This window comes from Chryseobacterium sp. KCF3-3 (assembly GCF_045865955.1).
Taxonomy (GTDB): Bacteria; Bacteroidota; Bacteroidia; order Flavobacteriales; family Weeksellaceae; genus Chryseobacterium.
Genome location: NZ_AP035792.1, coordinates 5,517,633 through 5,530,660, shown reverse-complemented (window position 1 = coordinate 5,530,660; position 13,028 = coordinate 5,517,633). Strand labels below are relative to the sequence as shown.

Sequence of the window (13,028 nt, the reverse complement as noted above, 5' to 3'; positions counted from 1 at the left end):
GATTATTAAAAACGATTAATTATAATAATTTAAATCACTAATAATGATTAATTAAGATGAACATTAATGATTTAAAAATATTTGAAGCCGTAGCTGAAACAGGAAGTTTTACAAAGGCAGCTTCTGTGATGTTTACGGTTCAGTCGAACGTTACGGCAAGAATAAAAAACCTTGAAGATGAGTTTAATACAAAGCTCTTCTCCCGGACATCCAGAAGGGTAGAGCTTACTTCTGAAGGGATGATCCTGATGCAGTATTCAAAACAGATTCAGCATTTGGTGGAAGAAGCAAAAAATAATATCCAGAGTGGTGATAATATCAGAGGATGTTTGAAAATAGGTTGTATAGAAACAACAATGGCACTGAAAGTTCCGGAAATCCTCAATACTTTTGATGAAAAATATCCTGATATTGAGCTTGAATTCAAATCAGATACCAGAGATTCAGTGCTGTCTGATGTTCTGAATTACAACCTGGATGCTGCTTTTGTTTCTGCTCCTGTGAATGCCAAAGGACTGGAAAAAATCTGCATTAAGGAAGAGCAGCTTGTGATTCTGGCTTCCTCAAAAGGTCCCAGTCTGCAGACATTGATGGAGAAAGAACCCTTGAAAATAGTGGTCTTTGATGAAGGATGTATTTTCAGGGAAAGGTTAGAATCCTGGTTAAGCCACAAAGGAATTCTTAACTACAAAAGTACAGTTCTGAATTCTATTGAAGGAGTCATCAACTTTGTGGAAGCAGGGTTAGGAGTCAGCATATTGCCGGAAGAAGTGGTTACTAAATATTATGCAGGAAGAGGAATCAAGACTTATGGACTGAATAAGCAGCTGGGAACAATGAATACGATTCTTGTTTTTAGAAAAGACGGACCGCAGTCGAAAGCTTTACAGTGTTTTATTGATATGCATTTAGAAGTATAAATTATAAAGGATATGGCAAAAACTACCGAGACACTTGATGAGTTTTACAGGAATAAATATGGAGCTTTATCGGGAGATTTTCCCCAAAATGACGGACAGTTTAATGTCTTTAGAATTGAAGACAGAATAAGCTCCCATACTTCCTCACCCACCTTTATCCGAAGAGATTTCTATAAAATTATGCTGTTCAGTGGTGATAATATATTTCATTACGGAGACCGGAGTATTCCGGTTACAGGCAATACTTTGCTCTTCTTTAATCCTCATGTGCCGTATACTTATGAATCTTTAGAAGAAGGTACTCATGGTTGTTTTTGTGTTTTTAAAGATGAGTTTTTTAAAGGGAATTTTCGTTTGAATCTATTCGAACTTCCTTTGTTTGCGGCAGGTGCACATCCTGTTTTCAGCTTGAACGAGGAAGAAACGTCAGAAATCAAAACGATATTTGAAAAAATAATCAGAGAAACTGATTCAGACTTTGTCTATAAATATGATCTCATTAAAAACTATGTCAGTGAGCTGATCTATTATGGGGTAAAGTTACAGCCCGTCAATACAGTTTCTGGACATACCAATGCATCGTTAAGAGTTACTACTGTGTTTATGGAATTGCTGGAAAGGCAGTTTCCCCTTGAATCAACAGCTCAGCGTTTCGAATTGCGTTCACCGAAAGCTTTTGCCGATCGGATGAATATTCATGTCAATTATCTCAACCGGGCTATAAAAAAACAGACAGGCCGCACCACTACAGAACATATATTTGAAAGGCTAATCTCTGAAGCCAAGGTTCTTTTAAAATATACAGACTGGAATATTTCAGAAATCAGCTATGTGCTGGGCTTTGAAGATCAATCCCATTTTAATAACTTTTTTAAGAAGAAGACAGACAGCAACCCAACAAGTATAAGAAGGGTTTGAATTTGACAATTATTGGTTTGTATATGACAAAATACCGGTGAATGTATGCGGTAATTTTGTGAAAAAATAAAATTCATGAGTCATACAAAAATCTGGTATATCACCGGAGCATCTAAAGGAATAGGTTTTTCATTGGTTAAAAAACTTTTAGAAAATGGGCACAAAGTGGCTGCTACTTCAAGAACCATTGAAGCATTGGAGAAGCTGGATGTGAATTCGGAAAATTTTCTTCCTCTGGAAGTGGATTTAAAAAATGAACAATCTGTTAAACAGTCTATTGAAAAAACAGTTCAGCAGTTTGGAGGGCTGGATGTGGTAGTGAATAATGCCGGCTATGGGCTGGGTGGAGCTATAGAAGAAGTAAGCAACACAGAAATTGAAGAAAATTTTCAGATTAATTTTTTCGCTGTTGTAAAAGTCATTCAACAGGCATTGCCTTATTTAAGAAATCAGCGTTCCGGACATATTATTAATATTTCATCCATTGCAGGTTTTGCTCCCGGGCTGGGATGGAGTATGTATTCTTCTGCAAAATTTGCAGTAACAGGTTTATCAGAAGCGCTGGCTAATGATTTGAAGCCATTGGGAATTCACGTGACAGCAGTTTTGCCCGGGTGGTTCCGTACCCATTTTGCCAAGCCGGATTCTATCGCTTTCAGTCAAAATCAGATCGATGATTATCAGTTTCTGAGGACAGCTCATCAAAGAATGAATGAAATGGATGGTAAACAATTAGGAAATCCTGAGAAGGTAGCAGACGTTTTTATCAAACTTGCAGATCATGCCAATCCTCCGGTATTGCTATTCCTGGGAAGTGATGCCACTCAGAGAGCCGAAAGCAAAATTGCAGAACTGACTGAACAGATACAATATTGGAAGGAACTTTCCTCGTCCACAGATTTTAAAGAATAGCGCTACAGTCATTTTAATGATGTCATTTTTTACCAAATGGTAAATACGCCCAGATGATAATGGCTAACTTTGTTATCATGAAAGAGTTTATAGAATATATCCTGCAGTTTGGTCATTTGAACCAGCAGCAGATAGACCTCATCACAAGCAAAGCAAAAGAGATTGAGCTGAGCAAAGATGAGTATTTTGCAGAAGCAGGAAAAGTCCTGAGGCAGGTAGGTTTTATTCTTGACGGGATCATTCGTATCTGCTATTATAACAACAAAGGGGAAGAAATTACCAAGATCTTTATTGAAGAAAAACATTTGCTCTTCAATCTGAAAAATGTGCCTTCCACAGAATATATTCAGGCAGCAACGGACTGTACATTGCTGGTGTTTTCTAATCAGGACTGGAAAGAAATTTCAGATACCATTATAGACTGGGAAAATATTATTCAAAAAGTGACGAATAAAGCCCTTGCCCAAAAGCTGGAAAGAGTGAGCCCGTTAGTCTCTCAGGATGCTACCACCCGCTATCTGGAATTTATGGAAAAATATCCCACGTTGGTCAATCGTATTCCTTTGTCTTATATCGCTTCTTATCTGGGAATTACCCAGCAGTCATTAAGCAGAATCAGGAAAAATATCCGTTAAGATGCTTTTTACCAAATGGTAAACGGGTTCTTTTTTTATCGTTGCAACTTTGCAATATCAATATAAAAGAATAAAAAATGAACCCAACAATTTTCATTACAGGCGCATCATCAGGATTAGGAAAATCCACCGCCAAACTATTTGCATCAAAAGGCTGGACTGTAATTGCCACCATGAGGCATCCCGAAAAAGAAACTGAATTTACAGAATGGCCCAACATTCATCTCCTGAAATTAGATATCAGCGATCCGAAACAGATTTCCGGAATTGCTTCAGAAGCAGAAAAAATAAGCCCGGTGGATGTAGTCCTGAATAATGCTGCTTACGGACTTATGGGACCTTTTGAAGGAATTGCGGATGAAGAATTAGCTCAACAGATTAATACTAATTTCTTAGGAACACTATTGGTGACAAAATCATTTCTTCCTTATTTAAGAGCTAGAAAAAGCGGAACAATTATTACGGTAACATCCTCTACAGCTAATATTCCTTACCCGTTTGTTTCCGTATATGCTGCCACAAAATCTGCACTGGAAAAGTGGTCAGAAGGAATGAGCTACGAACTGAAAGAGTGGGGAATTAAGATTAAAACAGTAGTTCCTGCTTATATGCAGACCCATTTCGGAAGCAATGCACAAATGGTTTCCCATTCGGATTATCAGCATATTTTTAATCAATATATAACGGCCATGAGAGCGGATTCATCTGCAAAACGGGATGCTCCTGAAACCATTGCTGCTATTGTTTACGAAGCCGCTACAGACAATAGAGCGCAGCTTCATTATATTGCTGGTGAACTGGCAACTTCTGAATATGAATGGCTGAGAAAAGAAGGTATAGAAACGGTAATTAATCAGATGAATGAACGCTTTTTTGGTTAATAGGGATTCACAATTATTGTAGTGTAAATTTTTAGGTGGAATCTATCATTTTTGCTGTTGCAAAGTTGAATGGATAATGGGCAGTTAAAAATGGATGTTTTTTATATTAATTCCTTACATGGAATAGTTTATGGCTACCTGATTATGAGTCAGGTACTCTGAGAAATGGCAATATTTTGTGAGGGAGATCTGATGATCTGCTGAGGGTTCGAGTCCCTTCTTCCAGGAAAGTTCAGAAGAGGGGTCGAATCCCTCCAACTCCCCGAAAAGAGAAGCCTGGAGTTTGATTTTTAATTACAGTCATGGACAGTTAATCCTCAGCAGCAAGATGATAAAGGTGTACTATACTTTAGATATTGCCTGGTAGAATCCTGAGGCATTAACGAATATTCCGCCTTGAGGTTTCCAGCCACGGAGGATGTAATCGTTAACTTCCTGTTCTAAATTTTCTAAAATAAAATTGGAGAGTACTTTGTAATTCATGATGATAGATTTTAGTTTTCTCGAAGATACAAATAATTCGTTCATAGCCTATGCAGACGAATATCATTTTCTCTTAATCATCAAGTCTGTAAATAAACTCCTCAATCTCCGTTTGTCTGGCGAGGGCAAATCCTTTATCGGTCCCGATTTTTACAAAGCCACATTTTTCCAGAACCTTTTGTGAGCCCAGATTATCAAAAGCAACCCGCCCAAAAAGAGGTCTTGTGGTTTCAATTGTGAGAAAATCTTTCAAAGCGTTTGTGGCAATACCTTTTCCCCAGAAATTTTTATCAATCCAATAGGTGATTTCTGCATCGCCTTCCATGATGAACTTGGCAATACTTCCAACAATCACTGTACCGGCAATGATCGTTTGGTTGTTAATGGTGGGATCAGCCAGTAACTTGGTGAACTTGGCGATATAGGCTTTTTTATTCGCAGAATCTTTTGATGTAAATGCTGCCAGATGATTGGCTTCATCATCAAGCTGAAACTGAAAAAGAGTTTCTAAATCGTCCACTACAGTCGGCCTGAGTTTGATGTCATATTGAATATCTTTCATGGTGTGAGATAGGTGTTGGTTGATTTTCAAATATAGAATTTATTTAAGCTATTTACCTAGTGTCCTGATCTTTAAAAATTAAATTATAGAAGATTTATTTTTCCCACGGATGACACAGATTTTCACAGAGGCTTATGGTTAAAATAATGCGTTGTTTTTTATACGTACAAATGCCTATCGTCTACAGTACAAATACTTGACTTCAAAATCGGAAATTTATACCCTAAAATCTGCTTTTTTTTCGTCGTTACTTTGGTATGTTCAAAAGAAGCTTCAAAACCCTGAACAACGGCAGCATCCGAAAAGCCAAGAAAAGAGTAGGAACCATACCAATATTATTATCATGAAAAATCCAGAAAATGTTGCTCCCTTTGTAGAAGCATCACAAATTATTACAGAACTGAAAGACAGAGCCAATGATATTCTTTCCAGTGTATTAAGTTCAGACCTGTCTGCAATCACCATCAATGGTAAAGGAAACTTTCCTTATTACTGGCAGGACCCTTCTAATCTGAAGTTTAATAAGAAAACTTACGACTGGATCTCTTCCAATCTTAGAGCTAATACTGAGCCCGTGCAGCTGGATCAGGTGTTTACCAATTATTTTATTGATGCTTTTTCAAAAGTCAACTATTCTTTATCTGTAGAAGATACCGCTGTACTGAATGATGCGCATACAAGAGCTACAGATCAGCAGATGGCTTTGCTTAATGCCTGGGTAGCGGCTTATAATACGCTTCCTCCAGCTACCGATACCATGCAGCCTATTGATATCATTATGGATAAAATTGCTACGGAATGGGCGAATCCTTCCACTACTTTGTACCAGATTCAGAAGAGTGATAACCTTGATGCGTTACTGAATAAGACCCCGGCAAGCGGTAAACCTATTCTCCCTGTCTTAGCCAATTATCTGGATGCACTGGGCGCTACGATATCATTACAGAACAATGTAACGATGAACAACGGTTATCTGTCCAAAGCATTGAAGAATGTACAGAACCCTAAAAAAGAGAATGGCGGACTGCTGCTGAATGACGACAGTATTTTACCGGCTTTTGAAGTGACCACTCCGCTCAACGAAATTTTAAACGGGCTCAAAAATACAGCTCAGACAGCTCAGATCGATATGGAAGTTACCCGTGAATCTGAAAGCCGTTTCAGTGTTTCCGTAGAAGGGAAGACTGGTTTTTCTATTCCTATCTTTGATTTCTTTACCTTAGGAATTGGAGGTAATGCCAATTATTTCAGTGAAGATATTGCAATCAGCAAAAATTCCATCCAGATCTCGATGATGTTTACAGGGGTTACGCTTGTGAACTTTGGACCGAAAGACTTTAATATTGCCAGCAATATGTATTGGGCATGGTTTGATCCAATTCGTAAAGCTCAGATCAACAGCAGAGACAAAGAAGAAGAAAAACATATCTCAGGGTATAAGTTTTCTCCGGATCCGGGGATGAAATTCGGACCGGAAGGACCTTTCGGATTACTGAACGGGGTGGCAATTTCCAATTATCCTACTGTAGAAATCACGGTAACAGGTGAAGATTATAAAAGCATTCAGAAAACCTTTGAACAGTCTACTTCTGCCACGCTTTCTTTCTTAGGAATTCCGTTGGCAAGCGTTAAAGAATCTACCTATTCTTCTTCCTACTCTGTAGATCATTCTAAATCTTCTATCAAGATTACACTCAGTCCTCCGCCAAGTCTGGTAGCTGGAAACAACAGAGATTCCATAGCATGGGTTCTGGGTGCAGTTGTGGATTATCCGGCTGAAGTGAGTGATGATGTTGAACTTCTTAATGATGAAGAATTAGTTGCTAAAGGAGCTTATCCCAACTATCAGCTGTATAAAGATAACTTCGGAACTACCTATTGCTCTGTAAAAAAAGTAAAATCTCATGCCGTAGGTGCTACATGGGTAAGTGAATGTCTTGCCGCCCATCCGGGAACAAGCCCTGCAGGAAAACCATGGACAAGCCCTAAACAATCCGGGGTGATCTGGCCATAAACCAATAAAAAATAAGTAATAAAAATAGACTGTCTGAATAAGACAGTCTATTTTGTTAGATTTTATTTCAAGATCTTCTTATTCTGTCTAATTTTCAGAATTTTTGCTAATTCGAACCAAAGAGACTTTGAAGAATAGGACCGTTTAAAAAACTATTTAACCAGAAGATAGATTCCTACACCAATGGCGGCATAAGCGGTAACGGTAAGAATATCAGCAATAGGCTGCGAAAAACGTTTTTCTGCAATTCTCTCGCTATTGATCTGGTTCTTATGGAATTTCAGACTTTTCTTAGCATTGCGAACAGGGTGTGCCACGAGACTGTCTCCTTCCCAACGGTCAACAATGACTTTATAACTCTTGTTGTCTACTTCAATTCTGACATTTTTACCGGCAGCCAGTTTTTCCTGAACATTGACCGGTGCAGGAGCTGACTGTGCGCTCATGTTTGGTGCGGCAGTGGTTGTTCCCATCATTTGAGAAGAAGTATTATTCGCTATATCGGTATTCTTTTTAGGGCCTTGATTATTGTTGGCAGCCATAGCCGGATCTGCAGGCTTTTTTACCTGATAGGTATAGCAGCTGGTAAGCGTAGATAATATAAGGATGAAATAAAGATTCTTTCGCATAAGCCAAATTTAAGAATTAAACGGAATATTTGGGAGTTTCTTTTGAAAGATGATGTTTTTTTTGAAAATTCCTACTGTTTTTCATGTGAAAAGTTTCCTGACATTAGTTGGGATAAAGTAAAAGGTAAAGTGTTGTTTTTATACAAAGGGATTTCAGTTAATATCCTTGTCAAGGATGTAGCAATGTCATAGATTATCCTGATGAAAAAGGACTTTTTAGATTATATTATTGTCTTTAGAATGCTTGAAATGCTAAAAACCACACGAAAGGATTCGTACGGTAGCGAGGTTAAAGTAAAAAATAGAGTGCTACTTTTATTTGTACCTCTTTACTACGCTACCGCACGATTGCATCGTGTGGTTTTAATCTCATAAAGTTTTTTATCTTTATAAAAAACATAAATGATGAGTCGTAATTACAAATTTCATAATCCTGAAGGGTTATATTTCATAAGCTTTGCTGTTGTAGGCTGGCTGGATGTTTTTATTAGAAATGAATATAAAGACATTCTTTTAGAATCTTTAAGATTTTGTCAGAAGAGCAAGGGAATGGAAATACATGCATGGTGTATCATGTCTAGTCATGTACATTTAGTTTTCAGAAGTATCAATGGACAGAAACCGGAAGCTATGATTGGTGATTTTAAAAGATTCACAAGCAAAGCCATTGTGAAAGCCATTAAGGAAAATCCTACAGAAAGCAGAAAACATTTTTTATTAGATTTCTTCCTTAAAGAAGGTTCAAAAACTTCAAATGTAATTCAATATCAATTTTGGAGACATGATAATAAACCTATTGAGTTGTGGAGTAATAGAGTAATTAACCAGAAAATTAATTATGTACATCAAAATCCGGTAGCAGCAGGTTTAGTTTTCCGTGCAGAAGATTATAGATACAGTAGTGCCATTGATTATGCTGATGAAAAAGGACTTTTAGATCATATTGTTGTATTTAGAATGTTTGATTTATGAGGCTAATAACAACCACACGATATAATCGTGCGGTAGCGGAGGAATATAACTTCCTTCTTCCAGCTTCCAGCTTCCATCTTCCCACCTCTCACAGACGATAAATAAAAAATCCGGCCAGTATCAATCAAATTTTTATATTTGCATGGGTTGGGGCAGGACTCTCGGAAGGCCGCTGGAAAACTCATCAAAACTTAAAAATATAATAACCCAAAACAAAGAAAAATAAGGAATGGATAAGAGTAATTTATTAATTATTATAGCTTCGGTTTCTATATTCATTTCCATACTTCTTGCTGTTTTCCTCGTTACCGTAAAGACGAAACATAAGGTAAGCAATGTTTTATTTGCTGTTTTTCTCAGTCTGAACGCTATAGATATTTGTGATCCTTTGTTTTATATGATGGTGGATGGGCCGTCTAACCTCGGAATGTTCAAAAACATGTTTGTTTTCCTGCAGATTCCGGTTTTTTATCTCTACGTGTTATCTGTTTGTTATTCGGATTTCAAACTGAAACCTCAGCATTTGCTGCATGCTATTCCGTTTATCATTACTAATCTTGCTTTAGTGCCTCGTTTTTATGGTGTAGATACTGCCTCCAAAATTTTCTTTATTGAAAACCGCCAAAATATGATGGAACTGAAGTTTAATCATATTCTACTGCATGTTCAGATGATTATTTACTTCGTTGCGGTTTTCAGGGTATTAAGAAAATCGAAGACGCTTTATCTTGAAAATTATGCAGGGAAAAATATAAACTCCTATAACTGGCTGTTCCAGTTTACGGTGGTATTGTGCATTGTATATGGCATAGCCCTTTTAAAAAACATCCTTAAATTTTCGGATTATGTTTACATTTCAGAAGGGATAAAGGCCGGACTTTTATTATTATCCCTTTTCATTATCTGCTGGTATCTTTTCAAAGCACTGAATCATCCTGAGCTTTTCAGAAACGTGGATTCAAAATTGAAACTGGTATCTGAGATGATTTCGGAAGAGAAAAACAATGAAGAACCGGCGGTAAGCAACAGTGAATATAATGAAGAACTTTTGAGATTAAAAAACTATATGATTGAGAAAAAACCTTTTCTTAATTCTTCCCTTACTATTCAGGAGGTGTCCGGTGAAATTGAAATTCCTGTGCGTGAATTGTCTCTTTTAATCAACCACCAATTAGGACAACATTTCTATGATTTTGTAAATACCTATCGAATAGAAAATGCAATGGACATCCTAAAAGATGAAACCAAAAGTAAGGTAACAGTCCTTGAAATTCTATACGAAGTGGGATTTAATTCAAAATCTTCTTTTAATACAGCTTTCAAAAAACACACAGGAACTACGCCTACGTTGTATCGTAAAAGTTTGTAATACAGTGTTTTGTAATTACTCGTACGCTTTTTTTGAATGATTCGTACGTATTTTTTCTGGCCAATGTGAACGATTACTTTTATTCGGTCGCCAGCTTTGAGCAGCTTGCACATCTTTGTATCGAAATTAATATTTAACATTAAAAAACGATACAATGAAAACTTCATTACCATTCTTAGCAGGTCTTTTATTTTTAAGCAGCTTTACTTTCGGACAAAAATTTTCTACAAAGATTGATTCTATTATTCAGGATAGTTATAAGAAAAATCCATCGGTAGGAATCAGTGTTGGTTTTGTCAATAATAACGAAGAACATTTTACTTCTTATGGTAATCTGAATGCAGAAAATAAAAATAAGATTGACAAAAACTCTCTGTTCGAAATTGCCTCCATCACCAAAATCTTAACTACCAATTTAATTGCTCAGGCAGTGATAGACCACAAAATAAAACTGGATGATTATATAGATAATTTCCTTCCCAAGGAATATGTTTTGCATCAAAATCTTAAAAACAAAATCAGAATTTCAGATCTTGCCTCTCACCAATCCGGATTACCTGATATCGACTTTCCAAAATTAATAGAACTGAATCCTCAGCAGCCTATAAGCAGTGTGACCCAAAATACCTTGACCACTTTAATCAATACCTGCACTGAGCTGAAAGATTATGGTAAATACAGGTATTCTACCATGGGTTATACTTTATTGGGACAGATTCTGGAAAAGGCATATGGGAAGAGCTACGATGTTATTGTTAGAGAAAAATTAACGAATCCCTTGAAAATGACTACTACATTAACGAAAGATTTTAATGTAAAAAACCGAACAACAGGTCACAATCAGGATGGAGGAACTCAGGAATTTTTCAATTGGAATGTGACTGCGCCTGCCGGATTAGTGAAATCTAATTCTGCCGATATGATCAGGTTTTTAAAGGCTGTATTAAATGATAAAACCAAAGTAGGACAGGCTTCCATCATAGGGGAGAAGATCTTTTACAAGGATGAAAAAAGAGAAATGGGATTAGGCTTAAATATCTCAACAGATGATCAAAATACACTGTATATAAAATCCGGAGATTCTATGGGGCAGTCTTCCATCCTATGTTATAACAGGGCTAAAAAGTGGGGAATTATTATCCTTCTTGATCAGAGAAACTCAAAGATGAGACAGGATCTTCTGAATAAGATTTATGATACGGTCCTGCAATAAGTATCGTTAAATAATGCAGTTTTAATACATAAAGTAATACCATGAAAACTTTTATATACTTACTGGTTCTTGCTATCATAATGACGGGTTGCAAGGCAGGGCATACAACACTGTCTCAAAAAAAAGACTATAGCTTTCTTACAGATAGTTTACATGTTGAAAAACAATTGGAGAAGTATAAACTTCCGGGATTTAGTCTTGTTGTTTTTGAAAACTATGAGATTGTCTACTCAAACCAAATCGGGGTGAAATCCATGAATTCTAAAGAAAAACTGAATGTAAATACTGCTTTTTCTACCGCTTCTATTACAAAACCTATAACAGCACTTCTTTGTCATATCCTTGAAGAGAAAGGGTTGATTAATTTGAATGATCCGATAGATAAATATTTAAAACGCTGGCATCTGCCCAAAAGTAAGTTTACTGAAAACAACAGCCCAACCTGGAAACAGTTTTTTAACCATACTTCAGGAACAAGTCAAGGTGGATTTTCAGATTATTATGAAGGAGATAAAATTCCCACGATCAAAGAAAGTCTTTTAGGGCAGATCCCGGGATATAGCAAGGAGATTGAATTTTTATTCACGCCAGGAACTGATTTTGCATACAGCGGGGGCGGCTATGTGATTGTTCAGATGGCATTAGAAGATACTTTAAATAAATCTATTGCAGAATTGGCACAGGAATATATCTTTTCACCCCTTGGTATGAAGAATACTACTATGATACAACCTAATGAAAAAGGATTTCCAATGAATGTTGCTTCTGTTCACGATAAAGAGGCAAAAGTTATTAAAACAGGCTTGCCCATTACCCCACAAGTTGGAGCATCAGGAATGTGGTCTACACCTACAGATCTGGCTAAGCTTTCTATTGAGATACAAAATGCTTTGCGCAATAAAAATAACAAAGTAATTTCTCATCAGGTTGCCCAAAAAGTAGCAGAAGTAACAGCTTTGAAAAATGCTGTTGGCGGATGGGGCAATGGATGGCAGAGATCTGTAGCTTATAACAACTATGATTGGTTGATGTGCAGTGGTTCCAATACCGGAGTTGGAGGAAGTATTTTTGCCAGTATGAAAGAGGGGAATGGTTTTGTAGTTCTTGCGAATGGTGAAAAGCCTAACCGTATCCCGGTGATCAATCAAACCCGGATCAGGATTCTGAAATTAATGGATTGGAACAATAAGCAGGCTGATAAAAACACTCAGGAGATACCGGTAAGTTTAAAAAAGCAACTCATTGGTACTTACAACGACTTTCTTTATGGACAAGGAGCGGATACAAAAATTGTAGAAAGAAACAACCGTCTCTATGTTGAAAATCAGTTTTTAGACTATTTTAAAGGAACTAATGATAATGAATTGGTATATCTGAAAAACGGACGTTTTGCCATTATAGATTATCCAAATCTATTAAAATTCGATTTCAGTAATGGAAAGCCAAATGCTGTCATCTTAACAAGAGACGCTCTGGAAACAAAGATTGATATTACCAGCAAAAATAAATAAATACTCATT

13 protein-coding genes are annotated in these 13,028 nt (G+C 36.8%); 10 read left to right on the top strand and 3 right to left on the bottom strand.

The window, feature by feature from the left end; genetic code table 11:
• The first annotated feature begins 56 nt into the window (after positions 1-56).
• The 5 genes from ACKTTZ_RS24550 to ACKTTZ_RS24530 all read left to right on the top strand — a co-directional run bounded on the left by ACKTTZ_RS24550 (position 57) and on the right by ACKTTZ_RS24530 (position 4,266).
• Entirely contained in the window at positions 57-920 is an 864-nt protein-coding gene (locus ACKTTZ_RS24550) for a LysR family transcriptional regulator (RefSeq protein ID WP_407846854.1), read from the top strand.
• A 12-nt stretch (positions 921-932) separates the two neighbouring features.
• The gene (locus tag ACKTTZ_RS24545) at positions 933-1,838 is read left to right on the top strand and encodes a helix-turn-helix domain-containing protein (RefSeq protein ID WP_407846853.1); all 906 of its coding nucleotides are present in this window, start codon (positions 933-935) and stop codon (positions 1,836-1,838) included.
• Between the two features lie 75 nt (positions 1,839-1,913).
• Positions 1,914-2,750: an SDR family oxidoreductase gene (locus ACKTTZ_RS24540; RefSeq protein WP_407846852.1), complete on the top strand. Its 837-nt coding sequence runs from the start codon at positions 1,914-1,916 to the stop codon at positions 2,748-2,750.
• 77 nt (positions 2,751-2,827) lie between these two features.
• Positions 2,828-3,385 (top strand): Crp/Fnr family transcriptional regulator, encoded by a 558-nt coding sequence (locus ACKTTZ_RS24535; protein ID WP_407846851.1) that lies wholly within the window; start codon positions 2,828-2,830, stop codon positions 3,383-3,385.
• Positions 3,386-3,462: 77 nt separating this feature from the next.
• Positions 3,463-4,266 carry an SDR family oxidoreductase gene (locus tag ACKTTZ_RS24530; RefSeq protein WP_407846850.1) on the top strand — a complete coding sequence of 268 codons (804 nt, stop codon included), beginning with the start codon at positions 3,463-3,465 and terminating at the stop codon, positions 4,264-4,266.
• Positions 4,267-4,608: 342 nt separating this feature from the next.
• Here the strand turns inward: ACKTTZ_RS24530 and ACKTTZ_RS24525 are convergent, their stop codons facing one another.
• Positions 4,609-4,794, bottom strand: coding sequence for a hypothetical protein (locus tag ACKTTZ_RS24525; protein ID WP_156106463.1), 186 nt, complete (start codon positions 4,792-4,794; stop codon positions 4,609-4,611).
• 28 nt (positions 4,795-4,822) lie between these two features.
• Positions 4,823-5,311 (bottom strand): GNAT family N-acetyltransferase, encoded by a 489-nt coding sequence (locus ACKTTZ_RS24520; protein WP_407846849.1) that lies wholly within the window; start codon positions 5,309-5,311, stop codon positions 4,823-4,825.
• Between the two features lie 343 nt (positions 5,312-5,654).
• Between ACKTTZ_RS24520 and ACKTTZ_RS24515 the strand changes: the two genes are divergently transcribed.
• A complete protein-coding gene (locus ACKTTZ_RS24515; protein WP_034697488.1) occupies positions 5,655-7,325 on the top strand; it encodes a hypothetical protein in 1,671 nt (556 codons plus the stop codon).
• Between the two features lie 152 nt (positions 7,326-7,477).
• Here ACKTTZ_RS24515 and ACKTTZ_RS24510 read toward each other — a convergent pair whose 3' ends face one another.
• Positions 7,478-7,954, bottom strand: coding sequence for a hypothetical protein (locus tag ACKTTZ_RS24510; RefSeq protein ID WP_407846848.1), 477 nt, complete (start codon positions 7,952-7,954; stop codon positions 7,478-7,480).
• A gap of 402 nt (positions 7,955-8,356) precedes the next feature.
• On the opposite strand from ACKTTZ_RS24510, the gene ACKTTZ_RS24505 reads away from it, so the two are divergent.
• The 4 genes from ACKTTZ_RS24505 to ACKTTZ_RS24490 all read left to right on the top strand — a co-directional run bounded on the left by ACKTTZ_RS24505 (position 8,357) and on the right by ACKTTZ_RS24490 (position 13,019).
• A complete protein-coding gene (locus ACKTTZ_RS24505) occupies positions 8,357-8,926 on the top strand; it encodes an REP-associated tyrosine transposase (protein WP_407846847.1) in 570 nt (189 codons plus the stop codon).
• 229 nt (positions 8,927-9,155) lie between these two features.
• Positions 9,156-10,295 (top strand): helix-turn-helix domain-containing protein, encoded by a 1,140-nt coding sequence (locus ACKTTZ_RS24500; RefSeq protein WP_407846846.1) that lies wholly within the window; start codon positions 9,156-9,158, stop codon positions 10,293-10,295.
• Positions 10,296-10,449: 154 nt separating this feature from the next.
• Positions 10,450-11,508, top strand: coding sequence for a serine hydrolase (locus tag ACKTTZ_RS24495; protein WP_253316763.1), 1,059 nt, complete (start codon positions 10,450-10,452; stop codon positions 11,506-11,508).
• Positions 11,509-11,549: 41 nt separating this feature from the next.
• Positions 11,550-13,019 (top strand): serine hydrolase domain-containing protein, encoded by a 1,470-nt coding sequence (locus ACKTTZ_RS24490; RefSeq protein ID WP_407846845.1) that lies wholly within the window; start codon positions 11,550-11,552, stop codon positions 13,017-13,019.
• Positions 13,020-13,028: the final 9 nt, after the last annotated feature.

What these genes read in the sequence shown, in the direction of transcription:
- ACKTTZ_RS24505 (WP_407846847.1), top strand. Translation starts at nt 8,357, where the DNA reads ATGATGAGTCGTAATTACAAATTTCATAATCCTGAAGGGTTATATTTC.
- ACKTTZ_RS24530 (WP_407846850.1), top strand. Translation starts at nt 3,463, where the DNA reads ATGAACCCAACAATTTTCATTACAGGCGCATCATCAGGATTAGGAAAA.
- ACKTTZ_RS24550 (WP_407846854.1), top strand. Translation starts at nt 57, where the DNA reads ATGAACATTAATGATTTAAAAATATTTGAAGCCGTAGCTGAAACAGGA.
- ACKTTZ_RS24490 (WP_407846845.1), top strand. Translation starts at nt 11,550, where the DNA reads ATGAAAACTTTTATATACTTACTGGTTCTTGCTATCATAATGACGGGT.
- ACKTTZ_RS24525 (WP_156106463.1), bottom strand. Translation starts at nt 4,794, where the DNA reads ATGAACGAATTATTTGTATCTTCGAGAAAACTAAAATCTATCATCATG.
- ACKTTZ_RS24520 (WP_407846849.1), bottom strand. Translation starts at nt 5,311, where the DNA reads ATGAAAGATATTCAATATGACATCAAACTCAGGCCGACTGTAGTGGAC.
- ACKTTZ_RS24545 (WP_407846853.1), top strand. Translation starts at nt 933, where the DNA reads ATGGCAAAAACTACCGAGACACTTGATGAGTTTTACAGGAATAAATAT.
- ACKTTZ_RS24510 (WP_407846848.1), bottom strand. Translation starts at nt 7,954, where the DNA reads ATGCGAAAGAATCTTTATTTCATCCTTATATTATCTACGCTTACCAGC.
- ACKTTZ_RS24495 (WP_253316763.1), top strand. Translation starts at nt 10,450, where the DNA reads ATGAAAACTTCATTACCATTCTTAGCAGGTCTTTTATTTTTAAGCAGC.
- ACKTTZ_RS24515 (WP_034697488.1), top strand. Translation starts at nt 5,655, where the DNA reads ATGAAAAATCCAGAAAATGTTGCTCCCTTTGTAGAAGCATCACAAATT.
- ACKTTZ_RS24535 (WP_407846851.1), top strand. Translation starts at nt 2,828, where the DNA reads ATGAAAGAGTTTATAGAATATATCCTGCAGTTTGGTCATTTGAACCAG.
- ACKTTZ_RS24540 (WP_407846852.1), top strand. Translation starts at nt 1,914, where the DNA reads ATGAGTCATACAAAAATCTGGTATATCACCGGAGCATCTAAAGGAATA.
- ACKTTZ_RS24500 (WP_407846846.1), top strand. Translation starts at nt 9,156, where the DNA reads ATGGATAAGAGTAATTTATTAATTATTATAGCTTCGGTTTCTATATTC.